Consider the following 18,217-nt stretch of genomic DNA (forward strand, 5'->3'; position numbering starts at 1 on the left):
TACAAACGCAGGTCGGAGGGGCTCTTGTCATTCCGGGGCGCATACGTGCGCGCGCCGAGACCCCCAGCAGGTCCAGCCCGTTGCCCGCCCCGATCCGGGCCCGGCACGGGAAACGGGCTGTGGGACGAGCGAGCGCCGCTCGCCCGTCCCACAGCCCGTCTCCAGCTCTTCCTGCGCGGCCCGACCGGACCGGGGCCGGCTCAGCCCTGGTCGTCGCGGTCCGCGGCCTCGTCCTCCGCCTGCTTGGCCTGGACCTCGGGGTCCAGCACCGCGCCGGTGCCGTCCACAGAACTCAGCCGGCCCGACTCCGGCACCTCCGTCGCGGCGGGCGGTTCCACCAGCCAGTCCGGGTTGGCCTGCTTGTCCCACCACTTCCAGGCCGCGAACGCACCGCCCGCCAGCATGGTCAGCAGCGCCAGCCCCTTCACGGCCCGGCCGACCCCGGACCGCCGCTGGTTCTTCCGGGCCAACTTCTGGATCTTCTTCGCCGGGACCTGGCCACGCAGGGCGACCAGGGCGGCGGCACTGCGCGCGGCGGCCTCATCGGCCACCGGAGCGGCCGCGGCCACAGCCTGCTCGATCTTCGGACGCGAGTATGCGGCGGCCTGCCGGGCAGCCTTACGGGTACGGACGGCGGCCTCATGCGCTGCCAGGTCCATCTTCGGCGGCACATGCGCACGCGCCTGCTCCAGACGCGGGGCGAGCCGGGCGTCGTACTGCACGCGGGCCTGGTCGGCGGCCTGCGACATGACGGGCGCCAGCCGTACGCGTGCCTCCTGCGCATAATGCGCGGCACGCTCCTTGGCCGTGTCGGCGTAAGGCGCCACCACTTCCGCGGCGTGCAGCACGCTGTCCTTCGCCGAGCCGGTCGCGGCGCGCACGCTGTCGATGCGGGTCACGGGTTCCTCCTCCTCGGTGGCGTACGGTATTTCGACTTTCCACCCTTTTACGGATCATGCCTGTCCGCGCTCCCTGCGGCATGCGAGGACGGGCATATGGGTGCCTATCGCTCTCTTCGGCCGGATTGCGGGCAAGGGGAGCGTGTCGTCGACACTGCCACGAATCGCCGCGCCGCGCTGCCCTCCGGGCCGAACCCGACGCAACTCCCGGCCGCCGGGAGCCGCGGATGCGGGGCCGTGCGAGGATCGGAGGAGTCACAGGAAGACAACGGAAGGCAGATCGTGGCCGAGCAGCTTTACGCCACCCTGAAGACCAACCACGGCGACATCCAGATCCGGCTGTTCCCGAACCACGCGCCCGTCACGGTCAAGAACTTCGTCGAGCTGGCCCAGGGCGAGCGCGAGTGGACCCACCCGGAGACGGGTGAGAAGAGCCGGAACCCGCTCTACAACGGCACGATCTTCCACCGTGTCATCAGCGGCTTCATGATCCAGGGCGGCGACCCGCTGGGCAGCGGCATCGGCGGCCCCGGCTACAAGTTCGAGGACGAGTTCCACCCCGACCTGTCCTTCAACAAGCCGTACCTGCTCGCCATGGCCAACGCCGGCCCGGGCACCAACGGCTCCCAGTTCTTCCTCACCGTCGCCCCCACCACGTGGCTGAACCGGAAGCACACCATCTTCGGCGAGGTCACCGACCCGGCCGGCCAGAAGGTGATCGACGCCATCGCCGGCCTCCCCACCGGCCGCAACGACCGCCCGCACGACGACGTCGTCATCGAGTCGGTCGTCATCGAGAAGCGCGAGGGCTGACCCCACCGCACGCGGACCCCCGCCCGGGCCTGGCCCGGCCCCCCGCGGATCCCCTCGGGCCCCGCGCGGCCCGTACCATCCGCAGGGAACCAATCGCCCCGCTCGTCCGTAAGGATGGGCGGGGCGGGGTATTGCGGGGGTGTAGCCCCACGACGAGCAAGGGGATGCGATGGACCAGGCCGCAGGCAGCCCGCAGGACGCCGCCCGCAGCGTGCCCGTGTGCTACCGGCACCCGGACCGCGAGACCGGTGTGCGCTGCACGCGCTGCGAACGCCCCATCTGCCCCGAGTGCATGGTCAGCGCCTCGGTCGGCTTCCAGTGCCCCGACTGCGTCCGCAGCGGCTCCGGCACGGGACACGCACCGCACGCGTCCCGGCCGCGCACGGTCGCCGGGGGCACGGTGACGGCCGACCCACGCCTGCTGACCAAGATCCTCATCGGGATCAACATCGCGGTCTTCATCGCCATCCAGGCCGACAGCTCCCTCGTGAACCACCTGGTCCTGATCGGCCAGTGGCCCCCGAAGCCGTTCACGCCGATCATGGGCGTCGTCGACGGCGAGTGGTACCGCTTCATCACGTCGATGTTCGCGCACCAGGAGTACTGGCACATCGGCTTCAACATGCTCAGCCTCTGGTGGATCGGCGGCCCCCTGGAAGCGGCGCTCGGCCGGGCCCGGTATCTGACGGTCTACTTCGTCTCCGGGCTGGCGGGCGGGGCGCTGACGTACCTGGTCGCCTCTCCGTCGCAGGCCTCGCTCGGCGCCTCCGGCGCGATCTTCGGCCTCTTCGGCGCCACCGCCGTGCTGATGCGCCGGCTGAACTACGACATGCGGCCGGTCATCGCGCTGCTGGTCATCAACCTGATCTTCACGTTCAGCGGCGGTATCGCCTGGGAAGCCCACATCGGCGGCCTGATCGCCGGAGTCGTGACCGGCTACGCGATGGTCCACGCCCCGCGCGAGAGGCGGGCGCTCGTGCAGTACGGCACCTGTGCCCTGGTGCTGGTCGTGTCCCTGGTCCTCGCCCTGGTCAGGACCGCTCAGCTCACCTGATTCCGAACCGTTGTCCACAGCGTGTGGCGGATCTTGTGCACGCCGTGCGGGAACAGGTGTGCCCCCTGTCGCTCACCTGTGTTTATGCAGGTCAGGCAGGGGGCGTGTCGGTGTCGGAGGCCGGTAGGGCAGTCACACCGGCGTCAACACTCGATGAGTTATCCACAGATCGTAGTCTTTTCCCCAGGGAGGGTGTGGACAATCTCAGGCCTGTGGATAACTCAAACGGCTACTTCCACTGGGTGGAGACACCGAAGCCCGCGGCGATGAAGCCGAAGCCGACGACGATGTTCCAGTTGTCCAGCGCGTCGATGGGCAGCGAGCCGTCGGTCACATAGAAGACGACGATCCAGGCCAGGCCGATGACGAACATGGCCAGCATGACCGGCGCGACCCAGGCACGGCTGTTCAGCTTGATCGCCGTCGCCTGCTTCGCCGGCGGCGGCGTGAAGTCGGCCTTCTTGCGGATACGTGACTTCGGCACGAGGGTCTCTCCTGTCGATGCGCTGCGTGGCCGCGCAGGTAACTGGGTCGGGCTCGGGGCAGCGTACAAGGGGCCAACATGACGACTCTGTGTGCTCCCCCGGGCGTCCGTTAGCGTAGTGCTTCCGCGGCGCAGAAGGAGATAAGGGTACGTTGAGCAATTCTGCCGACTCCCCCGGGACGGGATCAACGGGTTCCGGCTCCGATTCCGGCCGTGGTCCGCGTGTCCGGCCGGTGCGGGTGCTGACGGCGGCGGTCTTCGCCCTCGCCGGTCTGATCTTCTTCACCAGTTTCGACACGGCCAAGGGCACCGACATTCGCCAGGACGGCTCCCTGCTGAAGCTGTCCGACCTGATCCAGCAGCGCAGCCGCAAGAACAAGGACCTGGACGAGTCCAACGCGACCCTGCGGGGCAGCGTGGAGTCCCTCGCCGAGAGCGACGACGGCAGCACCAAGGCCCAGGACCAGAAGCTGAACGGGCTGGAGAAGAGCGCGGGCACCCAGAAGCTGACCGGCAAGGCCATCACCGTCACGCTGAACGACGCCCCGCCCAACGCGACCGCCAAGCTCCCCGGCTACCCCGAGCCGCAGCCCGACTACCTGGTCATCCACCAGCAGGACCTGCAGGCGGTGGTGAACGCCCTGTGGAAGGGCGGCGCCCAGGGCATCAAGGTCATGGACCAGCGGCTGATCTCCACCAGCGCGGTGCGCTGCGTCGGCAACACGCTGATCCTGCAGGGCCGCGTCTACTCGCCGCCGTACAAGATCACGGCTGTCGGGGACCCGGCCAGGCTGCAGCAGGCGCTGGCCGCGAGCAAGGCGATCCAGACGTACATGGTGTACGTGAACGTGTACGGCCTCGGCTGGAAAGTCACCGACGACGGGACGGTGACTCTTCCCGCCTACTCGGGCACAGTGGATCTGCACTACGCGAAGCCCGTGCAGTAGCCAGCCGTCAGCCGTCAGCCGTCCGTCGCGGAGGCGCCGGTGCGCGTGATCGTCAGGACCGTCAGCGAACTGTGCATCACCGTCGGCACCCTGATCGTGCTGTTCGTCGCCTATGTGCTGTTCTGGACGGGCGTGCGGGCCGACGGCGCGATGAGCGACCAGATCGATCAGCTGCACCGGCAGTGGTCGAAGGGGAGCGTGCAGCCGTCCACCGACGCCCCGGGCGAGAAGACGGTGACCGTGACGGACCCCGCGCCGTACCGCTACGGCAGTCCCTTCGCGATCATGTACATCCCGCGGCTCGGTTTCACGTGGAACAAGCCGGTGCTTGAGGGCACCGGCCGGGACGTGCTGGCGAAGGGGCTCGCCCACTACCGGGGGACCGCCCGGCTCGGCCAGGAGGGAAACTTCGCGGTGGCCGGGCACCGGCGCACCTACGGCGACCCGTTCAAGGACTTCCCGGAGCTGCGCCCCGGCGACGCGGTGGTGCTCACGGACGGAACCACCTGGTTCACGTATCGGATCGACAAAGGGCCCTACAAAACGGTTCCGACGGACGTTGAGGTGATCGACCCTGTGCCACGTAAGTCCGGGTACACCCGTCCGGGCCGGTATCTGACGCTGACCACGTGCGATCCGGAATGGGGGCACAGTCACCGGCTGATCGTCTGGGCGCATCTGGACTCCACACAGCCTGTGGAGGAAGGCCAACCGGAGGCGCTGCGCCGTTAGTCTGGTGCCGTACGGCGTGGGTTACCGGTGCCGTGGCGAAACGGAAGGGACGGCATGTACGGCTGGATCTGGCGGCATCTGCCGGGGAACGCGTGGGTCAGGGCGCTCGTCTCGCTCGTACTGATCCTGGCCGTGGTCTACGTCCTCTTCCAGTACGTCTTCCCGTGGGCGGAGCCGCTGCTGCCCTTCAATGATGTGACGGTGGACAACCAGTGAGTGCGCGGATTCTCGTCGTCGACAACTACGACAGCTTCGTCTTCAACCTCGTGCAGTACCTGTACCAGCTGGGTGCCGAGTGCGAGGTGCTGCGCAATGACGAGGTCTCGACCTCGCACGCCCAGGACGGTTTCGACGGTGTGCTGCTCTCGCCCGGGCCGGGGACGCCGGAAGAGGCGGGTGTGTGCGTGGACATGGTGCGGCACTGTGCCTCGACCGGGGTGCCGGTGTTCGGGGTGTGCCTCGGCATGCAGTCGATGCAGGTGGCGTACGGCGGTGTGGTCGACCGGGCGCCCGAGCTGCTGCACGGCAAGACCTCGCTGGTCGAGCACGAGGGCGGCGGTGTCTTCGCCGGGCTGCCCTCTCCGTTCACGGCGACCCGCTACCACTCCCTGGCGGCCGAGCCGGCCACCGTGCCGGCGGAGCTGGAGGTCACGGCCCGCACCCAGGACGGCATCATCATGGGGCTGAGGCACCGTGATCTTCCGGTGGAGGGCGTGCAGTTCCATCCCGAGTCGGTGCTGACCGAGCATGGGCACCGGATGCTGGCCAACTGGCTGGTGGAGTGCGGCGACCAGGGTGCCGTGGCGAGGTCGGCGGGGCTCGCCCCGGTGGTGGGCAGGGCCACGGCGTGACCGCACTGCGCCCGGAGCGCGAGACCGATGCCTCGTACGGGGATCAGTCGTACGAGGCTTCCGGTGCGCTTGGGGACTGGGGTGGGGCGGGGGCGCAGGAGCCGTACCGGCCGCCGCCGGACGACGAGACGATGGCCCTGCGGATGCCGGGCGCGGTCTCGGGCCGGGAGAGCGGGTCTCTGCTCGCCCCGGGCTTCTCCACGGCCTCAGGGGCCTCGTCGGCCTCCTCGGCCACGGGAACCCCGTCGGGTGGCCGGGCGGCCCGGAGAAAGGCCGCCAAGCGGCGTGGTGGGCGTCATGGCGGGCAGCGGGGGCAGGCGCCTCAGGGCACGCCGGAGTCCGGGCGGCCGCTCTCGCGGGTGGAGGCGCGGCGGCAGGCGCGGTCGCGCAGGCCGACCCCGGCGGTCCTCGCGAGCCGGGCGATCGGCGAGGTGTTCATCACCACCGGTGTGCTGATGCTGCTGTTCGTCACCTACCAGCTGTGGTGGACCAACGTCCGGGCGCATGCGCAGGCGGGCAGCGAGACGCATCAGCTGCAGGACGACTGGGCGAGCGGCAAGCGCAATCCGGGTGTGTTCGCGCCGGGGCAGGGTTTCGCCATCCTGCACATCCCGAAGCTGGACGTGGTGGCGCCGATCGCGGAGGGCGTCAGCAACAAGAAGGTGCTCGACAAGGGCATGGTCGGGCACTACGGCGAGGGGGCGCTGAAGACGGCGATGCCCGACGCCAAGACGGGGAACTTCGGTCTCGCGGCTCACCGGAACACGCACGGTGAGCCGTTCCGGTACATCAACAGGCTCACGGCGGGTGACGCGGTCGTGGTCGAGACGCAGGACACGTACTTCGTGTACAAGGTGACCTCGACGCTGCCGGTGACGCCGCCGTCCAACACGAGCGTGCTGAATCCCGTGCCGCCGGGTTCGGGGTTCACCGAGCCGGGCCGGTACATCACCCTCACCACCTGTACGCCGGAGTTCACGAGCAAGTACCGGCTGATCGTCTGGGGCAAGATGGTCGAGGAACGCCCGCGCAGCAAGGGCAAGCCGGACGCGCTCATCGAGTAGGGCTCATCGAGTAAGGCAGAGGAAACTGTGGCAGCGACCGCCGACGAGACCGAAGAACACACGGACGCGTCCGGTCCGGCGCCCACCGCACGGCGGTGGCCCGGCCGGATCGCGACGGCGGTCAGCGTCATCGGCGAACTCCTCATCACGGCCGGGCTGTTGCTCGCGCTGTTCGTCGTCTACTCCCTGTGGTGGACGAACGTGATAGCGGACCGCAAGGCGGACAAGCGCGCCGACACGGTCCGTGAACACTGGGCGCAGGCCCGGGATTCCGGTCCGGGTGCGCTGGACACCAAGGACGGCATCGGCTTTCTGCACGTGCCGGCGATGAAGAACGGCGAGGTGCTGGTCGAGAAGGGCACCGGCACGGACGTGCTGAACGACGGTGTGGCCGGCTACTACACGGACCCGGTCAAGGCCACCCTTCCCATGACCGGCAAGACCGGCAACTTCTCCCTCGCCGCCCACCGGGACGGCCACGGCGCCAAGTTCCACAACATCGACAAGCTGAAGGACGGCGACCCGATCGTCTTCGAGACGCGGGACAAGTGGTACGTCTACAAGGTCTACTCGATCCTCCCCGAGACCTCGAAGTACGACGTCAAGGTAGTCGACCGGGTCCCCAAGGAGTCCGGCAAGAAGAAGACGGGCCACTACATCACGCTGACGACCTGCACTCCGGTGTACACCTCGGAGTACCGGTACGTGGTCTGGGGGGAGCTGGTCCGGGTGCAGAAGGTCGACAGCAAGCGGACGCCTCCGGCGGAGCTGCGGTGAGTCCGTAGCTGCTCCGGGGCGAGACGAGTGGGCCCCTGCCGGAAAGTTCCGGCAGGGGCCCACTCGTGGGTGCGGGGTGTCAGCCGTTCACCCCGCCGAAGAGGTTGGGGCCTCCGTTGTTCCCGTTGCCGCCCTGGCCACCGCCGACGGTGATCAGGTTGACCGAGGAGCCCTGCTGGACCGGCGTTCCCTGGGTGGGGTCGGAGGAGAAGACGATCGCGTTGTCGTCCTGCGAGCCCTGGATGTTGCCGACCTGCAGGCCCGCCTGCTGCAGCATCTGCTTGGCGTCCTTGAGCTTCTGGCCCTGGATGTTCGGGACCGGGACCTGCTGCTGTTGCTGGAACTTGCCGACGCTGAGCGCGACGGGGGTGTTCTTCGACACCTGCTGGCCCGGCTGCGGGTTGACCGCGGTGACCTTGCCGTCCTGGTTCTGGTCGTTGGTCGGGGTGTCGTTGCAGGTCGGGGCCAGGCCCGCCTGCTGCAGCTCGGCCTTGGCGTCGTCGCAGGACTTGCCGACGAGGTCGTCGGGGATGGTGACCTTCTCCTCGGCCTTGGCGACGGTGAGGGTGATCGTGGAGCCCTTCTCCCTCTCGCCGCCGTCAGGGTTCTGAGAGATGACGACGCCGGGCGTCTGGGCCGAGACCTGGGTCTTCTTCTCCACGTTGAAGCCCTTGGCCTTCAGCTGGGCTTCCGCATCGTCGAACTGGATGCCGCGGACGTCCGGCACCGCGACCTTCGGCGCCCCCGTCGACACCGTCAGGTTGATCGTCGTGCCCTTCTTCACTTCCGTCTTGGGCTGCGGGTCCTGGTCGCAGACGTTGCCCTTGGCCTGGTCGGCGCAGCGTTTCCTGGTGACCGAGATCTTCAGGTCGACGTTGTTGGCCGTGCTCCGTGCCGACTTCTCCGACTGGCTGACGAAGTTCGGCACCTCCACCTTGCCGTCGCCGGTGTTGTGCCCGCTGAACGCGTACTTGCCGATCAGGATCGCGCCGATCAGGACCAGGACGCCCGCGACCACCAGGAGGATCGTGGAGGTGTTGGACTTCTTCTGCTGGCGGCGGCGGTCGGGGCGGTCGTCGTAGCCGTAGCCGCCGTCGTCCGGGTTCATCGGCGGGAGCATGGAGGTCGCTCCCGCGGGCCCGGCGTCCGAGCGCAGGGCCGTCGTCGGCTGGTCGTCCGGGTAGCCGCCGTAGCCGACGGCGCCCAGCGCGGCCGTGGCGCCGACCGGCTGGCCGTCCAGGCACGCCTCGATGTCGGCGCGCATCTCGTCGGCCGACTGGTAGCGGTAGTTCGGGTCCTTGACCAGCGCCTTGAGGACGATCGCGTCCATCTCGGGCGTGATCTCGGGGTCGAAGACCGACGGGGCCTGGGGTTCCTCGCGGACGTGCTGGTAGGCCACCGCGACCGGGGAGTCGCCCACGAAGGGCGGTCGGACGGTCAGCAGCTCGTACAGCAGGCAGCCGGTGGAGTAGAGGTCCGAGCGCGCGTCGACCTGCTCGCCCTTGGCCTGCTCCGGGGAGAGGTACTGGGCGGTGCCGATGACCGCGGCCGTCTGCGTCATCGTCATGCCGGAGTCGCCCATCGCGCGGGCGATGCCGAAGTCCATGACCTTGACCTGGCCGTTGCGCGTCAGCATGACGTTGGCCGGCTTGATGTCGCGGTGGACGATGCCGCTGCGGTGGGCGTACTCCAGGCCCTGGAGGATGCCGACGGTCATCTCCATCGCGCGCTCCGGCAGCAGCTTGCGGCCGGAGTGCAGCAGCTCACGGAGCGTGGAGCCGTCGACGTACTCCATGACGATGTACGGGATCGAGACCCCGTCGATGTAGTCCTCGCCCGTGTCGTAGACCGCGACGATCGCGGGATGGTTGAGCGAGGCGGCCGACTGGGCCTCCCGGCGGAAGCGGGCCTGGAAGGACGGGTCACGCGCGAGGTCCGCGCGCAGCGTCTTCACCGCCACGGTGCGGCCGAGCCGGGTGTCATGCGCGAGGTAGACCTCCGCCATGCCACCACGGCCGAGCACCTGGCCCAGCTCGTACCGGCCGCCGAGGCGACGCGGCTCTTCCATAGCTACCTACCAGCCCTCTCCGTCGGTCTCGGCCGTCACGTCGATGTGCGTCCGAGGCTGCCGTCCGGGCCTACGGTACCCGGCTCGCTTTGTATGACCTGGCCAAGCCCGGAACCCGATACAGGACCGGTATCGCAACGTGCATCGATGTGAAGGGGATGTGAGAGGGTTCACGTCGGGTGAACCGGTGGTCTCACGTCCGCGGCCGGCCGACTCACGTCTTGGACTTGATGACCGCCTCCATCACGTTCTTCGCGATCGGCGCGGCCAGGCCGCCGCCGGAGATGTCGTCGCGGTTGGCGCCCTCGTCCTCGATCACGACGGCGACCGCGACCGGCGAGCTGCCGTCGGGAAGCTTGGCGTAGGAGATGAACCACGCGTAGGGGTTGGCGCTGTTCGCCACACCGTGCTGCGCGGTACCGGTCTTGCCGCCGACGGTGACGCCGGGGATCTGCGCCCTCGTGCCGGTGCCCTTCTCGACGACCGTCTTCATCATCTGCTGGAGCACCTGCGCGTTGGCCGGGGACAGCGGCCGGCTCATCTCCTTCGGCTTGGTCTTCTCGACCGGGTCGACGTTGGAGGACTGCAGCGTGTCGACCATGTACGGCTTCATCAGCTTGCCGTCGTTGGCGACGGCCGAGGCGACCATGGCCATCTGCAGCGGGGTCGCGGCGGTGTCGAACTGGCCGATCGAGCTGAGCGCCGTCTGCGCGCGGTCCATGTCCTTGGGGAAGACGGAGGCGTTCGACCGCACGGGCGTGAACTGCTCCGAGTTGAAGCCGAACTTCTCAGCCTCGCTCAGCATCTTGTCCTTGCCGAGCTGGGCACCGATGTGACCGAAGACCGTGTTGCAGGAGATGCGCAGCGCCTCCTCCAGGGACACGTTCTTGCACTGGATGCTGCCCTCGTTCTTCAGCTCGGTCGAGGTGCCCGGCAGGGTGTAGGGCTGCGGGGAGTCGGTGGCCTGGTCGGCCGACGAGTACAGGCCGTTCTCCAGCGCCGCGGCGGCGGTGACCACCTTGAAGGTGGAGCCCGGCGGGTAGGTCTCGCGCAGCGCCCGGTTCAGCATCGGGTCGGCCGGGTTGTTCTTCTTCTGGAGACCGTTCCAGGCCTTTGCGTCGGCGTTCGTGTTGCCCGCGAAGGACGAGGGGTCGTACGACGGGTAGGAGGCCAGGGCCAGGATCTTGCCGGTGGACGGGTCGAGGGCGACGACCGCGCCCTTGCCGCCCTGGGACTTCAGGCCGCTGTACGCCGCCTTCTGCGCGGCCGCGTTCAGCGTGGTGACCACGTTGCCGCCCTGCTTCGGCTTGCCCGTGATCATGTCGAGGGTGTTGCGGAAGAAGAGCCGGTCGTCGTTGCCGGTGAGGATGCCGTCGTTGATCTTCTCCAGCTGGCTGGCGTCGAAGGCCTGCGAGGAGTACCCGGTGACGGGGGCCCACATGGGCCCGTTCTTGTACGTGCGCTTGTACTTGAAGTCACCGCTCTTGGAATCGGCGGACCCGGTTATCGGGTTGCCGTCCACGATGATGTCGCCGCGCGGGTGGGCATAGCGCTCGATGGCGACCCGGCGGTTGTCCTTCTCGCCGGCCAGCTGGTCGGCCTTGAGGTACTGGAGGTAGTTGTCGCGGATCAGCAGAGCGAGGACCAGCAGGCCGCAGAAGATCGCGATCCGGCGCAGGGGCTTGTTCATGACGGGCGGACCACCTGGGTCATCTCGGCGTCGGGGTTGGTCGCGGGGGTGGGCGCCGGGCGGCGGGCGGTGTCGCTGATGCGGATCAGGATGGCGATCAGCGCCCAGTTGGCCAGCACGGAGGAACCGCCGGAGGCCAGGAACGGCATGGTCATACCGGTCAGCGGGATGAGGCCCATGACACCGCCGGCCACGACGAACACCTGCAGCGCGAAGGCGCCGGACAGGCCGACGGCGAGCAGCTTGCCGAACGGGTCGCGGGCGGCGAGGGCGGTGCGCACGCCGCGCTCCACGATCAGGCCGTAGATCAGCAGGATCGCCATGATGCCCGCGAGTCCGAGCTCCTCGCCGAAGGTCGCAAGGACGAAGTCGGAGTTCGCGGCGAACTTGATCAGGTCCGAGTGGCCCTGGCCCCAGCCGGTGCCGAGGGTGCCGCCGGATCCGAACGCCCACAGGGACTGCTGGAGCTGGTCGGAGTGGAGGATGCCGTCGTGCGTGACCTGGCGGCTGAGCTGGTATTCGCGCATCGGGTTGAGCCAGGCCTGGACACGGGTCTGGATGTGCGGCTCGAAGCTCGCCACACCGACCGCGCCCACCGCGGACATCAGCAGACCGAAGACGATCCAGCTGGTCCGCTCGGTGGCGACGTACAGCATGATCACGAACATGCCGAAGAACAGCAGCGAGGTACCGAGGTCGGTCTCGAAGACCAGGATGAGGATCGAGATCGCCCAGACGACCAGGATGGGGCCGAGGTCGCGGCCGCGCGGCAGGTAGAGGCCCATGAAGCGGCGGCTGGCGAGGGCCAGGGCGTCGCGCTTGACCATCAGGTAGCCGGCGAAGAAGATCGCGAGGACGATCTTCGCGAACTCACCGGGCTGGAGCGAGCCCAGACCGGGGATGCGGATCCAGATCTTCGCGCCGTAGATGTTGGCGCCGAGGCCCGGCACCAGCGGCAGGATCAGCAGGACCAGCGCGCCGAACATCGAGATGTAGGTGTAACGCTGCAGGACGCGGTGGTCCTTCAGGAAGATCAGCACCACGGCGAACACGGCGATGGCCAGCGCGGTGTACAGCAGCTGGCGGGGCGCGGCCGGGGCGAAGTGGGGCAGCGACTGCAGCAGCTTGGACTGGTCCAGCCGCCAGATGACGACGAGTCCGAGTCCGTTGAGCAGCGTGGCCAGCGGCAGCAGCAGCGGGTCGGCGTACGGCGCGAACTTCCGTACGGCGAGGTGGGCGACGCCCGCCAGCAGGCCGAGGCCGAGGCCGTACTCCAGAAGTCCGGCGGGCACGCTGCCGTTGATGGCCAGGCCCACGTTGGCGTAGGCGAACACCGGGACGGCCACGGCGAAGATCAGCAGGGCCAGCTCGGTGTTGCGGCGGCTGGGTGCGCCGATCGCGCCGATGGTGGACGTGTGGTGCGTCGGCGGGTTTGTCGTACTGCTCATGGTGTGACAGGGCCTCTCACGGCTGGCTTACTGCTTGCCGCACTGATCGACGACCTTCTGCTCATCCTCGGAGAGGCTCGGGCCGGGGTTGGGGGTGGCGGTCGCGGACGGGGACTTCGAGGGGGACTTCGACGACGGTGCCGTCGGCGCCGACGACGACGGGTTCGGCGTCGGTGATGCCTTGGACGTGAAGGCGGTACGGGTGGTTCCCGTGGTGCCCGTGGTCTTGCCCTGGCCCGTCTTGGGGGTCTTCCCGCTCTCGGCGGCCGCGCGCTCCGCCTGCTTCCTGCAGGCGGACGCCTGCACGGCCAGCGCGTCGATCTTCGTCTGGGCCTGCTGCAGGCCGCCTGCCGCGATCGTGTTCTTGACCTGCTTCTGCTGGTACGGAGGCAGGTACTTCAGTTCGATCTCGGGGTGGTCCTTCTCCACCTTGGACAGCGACACCCAGGCCAGGTCCTGGCTGATGCCGCGGTAGAGCGCGACGTGTTCGCCCTGGGCGCCGACGTAGTACTGCGTCTGCGTCCAGCGGTAGCCGCCGTACAGCCCGCCGCCGACGACGGCGAGGGCGAGGGCGCCGTAGAGGGATCTCTTCAGCCAGGGGCGCCGGGACCGCTGCTTGGTGAAGTCGTCGTCGGCGTAGTCGCCGAAGCCGCCGGCCGGGACGTAGCCGGTGGTGTCGCCGGAGCCGGGCGGGCCGAACTCGCCGCCGCCGTGCCCCTGGCCCTGGCGGCCGAGGTGGGCGGCGCGGCCGGCGGGGGTCTGCATGATGCCGTTGTCGTGCAGGTGGTGCTGGTTCTCGGCGACCGCGCCGACGATCACCGGCTGGTCGGACAGCTGTCCGGCGAGGGTGTCGCCCGTGTCCAGGTCCAGGACGTCGGCGACGATCACGGTGATGTTGTCGGGGCCGCCGCCGCGCAGCGCGAGCTGGATCAGCTCCTGCACGGTCTCCTGCGGGCCCTGGTAGCTGGCGAGGGTCTCCTCCATCGTCTGGTGGGAGACGACGCCGGACAGGCCGTCGGAGCAGATCAGGTAGCGGTCGCCGGCGCGGACCTCGCGGACGGACAGGTCGGGCTCGACGTGGTCGCCGCTGCCCAGTGCCCGCATGAGCAGGGAGCGCTGCGGGTGGGTGGTGGCCTCTTCCTCGGTGATCCGGCCCTCGTCGACGAGCCGCTGCACCCAGGTGTGGTCCTGGGTGATCTGGGTGAGGACGCCGTCACGCAGCAGATAGGCGCGGGAGTCGCCGACGTGGACGAGGCCGAGCCGCTGGCCGGTCCAGAGCAGGGCGGTGAGGGTCGTCCCCATGCCCTCCAGCTGGGGGTCCTCCGCGACCATGGCGCGCAGCTGGTCGTTGGCGCGCTGCACGGCCGTGCCGAGCGAGGTGAGGATGTCGGAGCCGGGCACGTCGTCGTCGAGGGTGACCAGGGTGGAGATCACCTCGGAGGAGGCGACCTCACCGGCCGCCTGTCCGCCCATGCCGTCGGCGATCGCGAGCAGCCGGGGACCGGCGTAACCGGAGTCCTCGTTGTGTCCGCGGATCATGCCTTCGTGCGATCCGGCGGCGAAGCGCAGTGACAGACTCATGCGCACCTCGCCCGTCGGCTCCTGCAGCCGGTCGTGTCGAGCCACACTGCCCACCCTCCGGTCGGGAGCGCGCCGGAGACCGGGTGGCGGCCTGCCGCTGCGTGCTCGCTCCGCTCGCTCATTGTCGTACTACTTCCGCAGCTCGATGACGGTCTTGCCGATGCGGATCGGCGCGCCCAGCGGGATCGGCGTGGGTGTCGTCAGCCGGGACCGGTCCAGGTAGGTGCCGTTGGTGGAGCCGAGGTCCTCGACGATCCACTGCCCGCCCTGGTCCGGGTAGATCCTGGCATGCCGGCTGGAGGCGTAGTCGTCGTCCAGCACGATCGTGGAGTCGTGGGCCCGGCCCAGGCTGATCGTCTGGCCCTGCAGCGCGACCGTGGTTCCGGTCAGTGTGCCTTCGGTCACGACCAGCTTGGTGGGGGCGTTGCGCCCGCGCCTGCCGCCGCTCTGCTGTGCGCGCTGGGGCGGGGGCGCGGCCTGCTGGCGGGGCGCCTGCTGCCGGCCCGCTTGCTGCGGGCGGGCGGCCTCCCTACGCGATCCGCGCTGTGTGACGCGCGTACCGAACAGGTCGCTCCGGATGACCTGCACGGCCACGATCACGAACAGCCACAGTACGGCCAGGAAACCCAGCCGCATGACCGTGAGGGTCAGCTCTGACATTGCCCCCGCTTCACCCTTCGGCTTGCCGGTAAATGATGGTGGTGCTGCCCACGACGATCCGCGAGCCGTCGCGGAGCGTAGCGCGGGTGGTGTGCTGCCCGTCCACCACGATGCCGTTGGTGGACCCGAGATCCTGGATCGTCGAGGGCGTTCCGGTCCGGATCTCACAGTGCCGGCGGGAGACGCCGGGGTCGTCGATCCGCACGTCGGCTTCGGTGCTGCGGCCCAGCACCAGAGTCGGGCGGGAGATCTGGTGGCGGGTGCCGTTGATCTCGATCCAGTAGCGGGTGCGGGCGCCGCTCATCGGGGCGGCCGCGGGTCGCTGGGTGGCGGGCTGCGGGTAGCCGTAGCCGCCGGGGCGGGCGCCGGGTGGCGGCGCGGACGGCATCGGGGGCGCGCCGGCGGGCGGAGCGGCCGGCGGGTAGCCGTAGCCGCTCTGGGCGCCCGCCCCGGGGCGGCCGGGGGCCGCGGCCGGGGCGGCGGGTGCGCCGCCCTGCTGGCTGCTGGAGGAGGCGAGGGTGCGCGAGCGCACCCGGTACAGACCCGTGTCGAGGTCGTCCGCCTTCTCCAGGTTGACCTTGATCGGGCCCATGAAGGTGTAGCGCTGCTGCTTGGCGTAGTCGCGCACCATGCCGGCCAGCTCGTCGCCGAGCTGCCCGGAGTAGGGGCTGAGGCGCTCGTGGTCCGGCGCGCTCAGCTCCACGATGAAGTCATTGGGGACGACCGTCCGGTCCCGGTTCCAGATGGTGGCGTTGTTGTCGCACTCCCGCTGGAGCGCACCGGCGATCTCCACGGGCTGGACCTCGGACTTGAACACCTTGGCGAAGGTGCCGTTCACCAGACCTTCGAGACGCTGCTCGAACTTCTTCAGGACTCCCATGGGGCACCTCCTCCGTCCTTGCCGTTGCCTTGACCTGCTGTGTGCCGCTGTCTTGCCCGGTACTTCCGGTACTGCTCACCGATCGTATCTACGCGCCCGGCAATCAGCCGGTTCCCCCAGCGGCTCCCCTTCGAACTCCTGGCGGGCACTGCTGCTGCGCGGCTCCTGCTGCGCACTCTTGCTGCCATGGATCGTAGAGGCGGGCGAAGACCAGTGTCCCGCACCCGGCTGTGGACCCGGCCCGCCTCCTGGGCAGACGGCCGGGACCGGTACGAGGTTGATACGTGAACCGGCACTCCTTGATACGTGCCCGGGCACCGGGGATGCGAGCCGGGCGGGCGGGAAGGGATGTGAACCCACCCCGTACGACGTGCTAATGTTCTGGGTGTCGGAAGGGGCCGCCCCGCAAGGGAAGGACCGGAAGACACACCCAATGCGCGGGTGGCGGAATAGGCAGACGCGCTGGATTCAGGTTCCAGTGCCCGCAAGGGCGTGGGGGTTCAACTCCCCCCTCGCGCACAGAGGCTACGGGCCCATCGTGAAAACGGTGGGCCCGTAGTCGTTTTGGCATGTCGTTTTTGTGAGGAAGGTCTCAGGCAGGTCTCAGATGCCGAGAGGGCCTGGCCGGCCGTTCTGCGCGCCGGGGATTTTCCACAGGTGACGGGTTGTCCACAGGGTCTGCCACGTCCGCTTCACCGGCTGTACGGTCTGCACGAGTTGATGTTCGGCGCGCTGTTCGCGCAGGCATGTGCGGGCAGGGGTACGGGGGAGGCGGTCGTGATGACCGAGGCCGGTGGGGAAGCGACGGGGGCGGCGGGGGGTGCGACGGGGCGCCGGCTGCCCCGGGTGCGGGGCTTCGCCGCCTGGCCCCGGCAGGGCTCCCCGAAGGAGGAGGGCAAGGCGCTGCGGGCGGCCGTGCCGCGCACCGCGCACCGCGCGCTCGACCTGGACGACTCCCGCCCCGACGCGGTGAGCGCGGTGACCGAGTCCAACGCCGGCCGCATCCCCGAGCTGACCCCGATCCGCGTCGGCCGCATGGCGGCCACCCCCTTCGCCTTCCTGCGCGGCTCGGCCGGCCTCATGGCGTACGACCTGGCCCGCACCCCCATGACCAGGATCGGCACCCAGCTGTGCGGCGACGCGCACGCGGCCAACTTCGGTCTGTACGGCGACGCCCGCGGCGGCCTCGTCATCGACCTCAACGACTTCGACGAGACCGTGCACGGCCCCTGGGAATGGGACCTCAAGCGGCTCGCCGCCTCGCTGGTCCTCGCCGGGCGGGAGGCCGGTGCCGACGAGGACACCTGCCGGGCCGCCGCGCAGGACGCGGTCGGCGCCTACCGGCGCACCATGCGCCTGCTGGCCAAGGTGCCGGTGCTGGACGCGTGGAACGCCATCGCGGACGAGGAACTGGTCTCCCACACCGACGCCCACGACCTGCTCGGCACGCTGCAGCGGGTCTCGGAGAAGGCGCGGGCCAACACCAGCGGCCGGTTCGCGGCGAAGTCGACCGAGGCGGTGGAGGACGGCGGGCGCCGCTTCGTCGACGCCCCGCCCGTGCTGCGCAGGATCCCGGACGCCGAGGCCGCGGCGGTCGCCGTCTCTCTGGAGGAGTACGTGCGGACCCTCGGTGAGGACCGGCACCCGCTGCTCGCCCGGCACGCCGTGCACGACGTGGCCTTCCGGGTCGTCGGCACCGGCAGCGTCGGCACCCGGTCCTACGTCGTGCTCCTCCTCGACCACCGGGAGCAGCCGCTGGTCCTGCAGGTGAAGGAGGCCCGTCCCTCGGCGCTGGTGCCGCACCTGGCGACGGCCGGTTTCGAGGCGCCGCCGGTCGAGCACGAGGGGCGCAGGGTGGTCCTCGGGCAGAAGCGGATGCAGGTGGTCAGCGACATCCTGCTGGGCTGGACCACGGTCGACGGGCGGCCCTACCAGGTGCGCCAGTTCCGCAACCGCAAGGGCAGCGTCGACCCGGCCGCCCTCGCCGCCGACCAGGTCGACGACTACGGCCGCATGACCGGCGCCCTGCTGGCCCGCGCCCACTCCCACAGCGCCGACCCGCGGCTGATAGCCGGGTACTGCGGCAAGAACGAGGAGCTGGACGAGGCGATCGCGGAATTCGCCGTCGCGTATGCCGACCGAACGGAGGCGGATCACGCCGGGCTGGTGGCGGGGATACGGGCCGGGCGGATCGCGGCCGAGCTGGGGGTGTGAGGGGCGGCGGGCCGGGGGCGCCGGGCCGTTGACGGTTGCCAGGGGACCGCGCTGT

17 protein-coding genes and 1 tRNA gene are annotated in these 18,217 nt (G+C 69.6%); 10 read left to right on the forward strand and 8 right to left on the reverse strand.

What is annotated here, in order from left to right; translation table 11 throughout:
* Positions 1–200 precede the first annotated feature (200 nt).
* Positions 201–899 (reverse strand): DUF5324 family protein, encoded by a 699-nt coding sequence (locus AB0N17_RS08300; protein ID WP_366010353.1) that lies wholly within the window; start codon positions 897–899, stop codon positions 201–203.
* Positions 900–1,181: 282 nt separating this feature from the next.
* Here AB0N17_RS08300 and AB0N17_RS08305 point away from each other — a divergent pair, with 282 nt between their 5' ends.
* Entirely contained in the window at positions 1,182–1,712 is a 531-nt protein-coding gene (locus AB0N17_RS08305) for a peptidylprolyl isomerase (protein WP_366010354.1), read from the forward strand.
* A 169-nt stretch (positions 1,713–1,881) separates the two neighbouring features.
* Positions 1,882–2,766, forward strand: coding sequence for a rhomboid family intramembrane serine protease (locus AB0N17_RS08310; RefSeq protein WP_366010355.1), 885 nt, complete (start codon positions 1,882–1,884; stop codon positions 2,764–2,766).
* Between the two features lie 229 nt (positions 2,767–2,995).
* Here the strand turns inward: AB0N17_RS08310 and crgA are convergent, their stop codons facing one another.
* On the reverse strand, positions 2,996–3,250 hold the full coding sequence (gene crgA, locus AB0N17_RS08315; protein WP_366010356.1) for a cell division protein CrgA: 255 nt from the start codon (positions 3,248–3,250) through the stop codon (positions 2,996–2,998).
* A 152-nt stretch (positions 3,251–3,402) separates the two neighbouring features.
* Between crgA and AB0N17_RS08320 the strand changes: the two genes are divergently transcribed.
* The 6 genes from AB0N17_RS08320 to AB0N17_RS08345 are packed head-to-tail and all read left to right on the forward strand — an operon-like array spanning position 3,403 to position 7,621.
* Positions 3,403–4,197: a DUF881 domain-containing protein gene (locus AB0N17_RS08320; protein ID WP_366010357.1), complete on the forward strand. Its 795-nt coding sequence runs from the start codon at positions 3,403–3,405 to the stop codon at positions 4,195–4,197.
* 39 nt (positions 4,198–4,236) lie between these two features.
* Positions 4,237–4,929, forward strand: coding sequence for a class E sortase (locus AB0N17_RS08325; RefSeq protein WP_366010358.1), 693 nt, complete (start codon positions 4,237–4,239; stop codon positions 4,927–4,929).
* 54 nt (positions 4,930–4,983) lie between these two features.
* Positions 4,984–5,145 carry a hypothetical protein gene (locus AB0N17_RS08330; RefSeq protein WP_366010359.1) on the forward strand — a complete coding sequence of 54 codons (162 nt, stop codon included), beginning with the start codon at positions 4,984–4,986 and terminating at the stop codon, positions 5,143–5,145.
* Positions 5,142–5,780 (forward strand): aminodeoxychorismate/anthranilate synthase component II, encoded by a 639-nt coding sequence (locus tag AB0N17_RS08335; RefSeq protein WP_366010360.1) that lies wholly within the window; start codon positions 5,142–5,144, stop codon positions 5,778–5,780. Before AB0N17_RS08330 ends, AB0N17_RS08335 begins: the two co-directional genes overlap by 4 nt.
* Positions 5,777–6,844, forward strand: coding sequence for a class E sortase (locus tag AB0N17_RS08340; protein WP_366010361.1), 1,068 nt, complete (start codon positions 5,777–5,779; stop codon positions 6,842–6,844). Before AB0N17_RS08335 ends, AB0N17_RS08340 begins: the two co-directional genes overlap by 4 nt.
* 27 nt (positions 6,845–6,871) lie before the next feature.
* Positions 6,872–7,621, forward strand: a complete 750-nt coding sequence (locus tag AB0N17_RS08345; RefSeq protein ID WP_366010362.1) for a class E sortase — start codon at positions 6,872–6,874, stop codon at positions 7,619–7,621.
* A 79-nt stretch (positions 7,622–7,700) separates the two neighbouring features.
* Here AB0N17_RS08345 and pknB read toward each other — a convergent pair whose 3' ends face one another.
* The 6 genes from pknB to AB0N17_RS08375 all read right to left on the reverse strand — a co-directional run bounded on the left by pknB (position 7,701) and on the right by AB0N17_RS08375 (position 15,948).
* Positions 7,701–9,689, reverse strand: a complete 1,989-nt coding sequence (pknB, locus tag AB0N17_RS08350; protein WP_366010363.1) for a Stk1 family PASTA domain-containing Ser/Thr kinase — start codon at positions 9,687–9,689, stop codon at positions 7,701–7,703.
* A gap of 214 nt (positions 9,690–9,903) precedes the next feature.
* Complete coding sequence (locus tag AB0N17_RS08355; RefSeq protein ID WP_366010364.1) at positions 9,904–11,379, reverse strand: penicillin-binding protein 2; 1,476 nt, start codon at positions 11,377–11,379, stop codon at positions 9,904–9,906.
* Positions 11,376–12,827 (reverse strand): FtsW/RodA/SpoVE family cell cycle protein, encoded by a 1,452-nt coding sequence (locus AB0N17_RS08360; RefSeq protein WP_366010365.1) that lies wholly within the window; start codon positions 12,825–12,827, stop codon positions 11,376–11,378. The genes AB0N17_RS08355 and AB0N17_RS08360 overlap by 4 nt, the downstream gene beginning before the upstream one ends.
* 27 nt (positions 12,828–12,854) lie before the next feature.
* The gene (locus AB0N17_RS08365; RefSeq protein WP_366010498.1) at positions 12,855–14,408 is read right to left on the reverse strand and encodes a Stp1/IreP family PP2C-type Ser/Thr phosphatase; all 1,554 of its coding nucleotides are present in this window, start codon (positions 14,406–14,408) and stop codon (positions 12,855–12,857) included.
* A gap of 129 nt (positions 14,409–14,537) precedes the next feature.
* Complete coding sequence (locus AB0N17_RS08370) at positions 14,538–15,068, reverse strand: FHA domain-containing protein (protein WP_366010366.1); 531 nt, start codon at positions 15,066–15,068, stop codon at positions 14,538–14,540.
* 10 nt (positions 15,069–15,078) lie between these two features.
* Entirely contained in the window at positions 15,079–15,948 is an 870-nt protein-coding gene (locus AB0N17_RS08375) for a DUF3662 and FHA domain-containing protein (protein WP_366010367.1), read from the reverse strand.
* Positions 15,949–16,383: 435 nt separating this feature from the next.
* Here AB0N17_RS08375 and AB0N17_RS08380 point away from each other — a divergent pair.
* A tRNA-Leu gene (locus AB0N17_RS08380) sits at positions 16,384–16,467 on the forward strand.
* Positions 16,468–16,728: 261 nt separating this feature from the next.
* Positions 16,729–18,162: a DUF2252 domain-containing protein gene (locus AB0N17_RS08385; RefSeq protein ID WP_366010368.1), complete on the forward strand. Its 1,434-nt coding sequence runs from the start codon at positions 16,729–16,731 to the stop codon at positions 18,160–18,162.
* Positions 18,163–18,217: the final 55 nt, after the last annotated feature.

Origin of the sequence: Streptomyces sp. NPDC051133, assembly GCF_040682635.1 — a bacterium.
Lineage (GTDB): Bacteria > Actinomycetota > Actinomycetes > Streptomycetales > Streptomycetaceae > Streptomyces.

Coding starts and splice junctions, on each gene's coding strand:
- AB0N17_RS08370 (WP_366010366.1), bottom strand. CDS start 15,068: ATGTCAGAGCTGACCCTCACGGTCATGCGGCTGGGTTTCCTGGCCGTA.
- pknB (WP_366010363.1), bottom strand. CDS start 9,689: ATGGAAGAGCCGCGTCGCCTCGGCGGCCGGTACGAGCTGGGCCAGGTG.
- AB0N17_RS08360 (WP_366010365.1), bottom strand. CDS start 12,827: ATGAGCAGTACGACAAACCCGCCGACGCACCACACGTCCACCATCGGC.
- AB0N17_RS08385 (WP_366010368.1), top strand. CDS start 16,729: ATGACCGAGGCCGGTGGGGAAGCGACGGGGGCGGCGGGGGGTGCGACG.
- AB0N17_RS08330 (WP_366010359.1), top strand. CDS start 4,984: ATGTACGGCTGGATCTGGCGGCATCTGCCGGGGAACGCGTGGGTCAGG.
- AB0N17_RS08310 (WP_366010355.1), top strand. CDS start 1,882: ATGGACCAGGCCGCAGGCAGCCCGCAGGACGCCGCCCGCAGCGTGCCC.
- AB0N17_RS08355 (WP_366010364.1), bottom strand. CDS start 11,379: ATGAACAAGCCCCTGCGCCGGATCGCGATCTTCTGCGGCCTGCTGGTC.
- AB0N17_RS08375 (WP_366010367.1), bottom strand. CDS start 15,948: ATGGGAGTCCTGAAGAAGTTCGAGCAGCGTCTCGAAGGTCTGGTGAAC.
- AB0N17_RS08365 (WP_366010498.1), bottom strand. CDS start 14,408: ATGAGTCTGTCACTGCGCTTCGCCGCCGGATCGCACGAAGGCATGATC.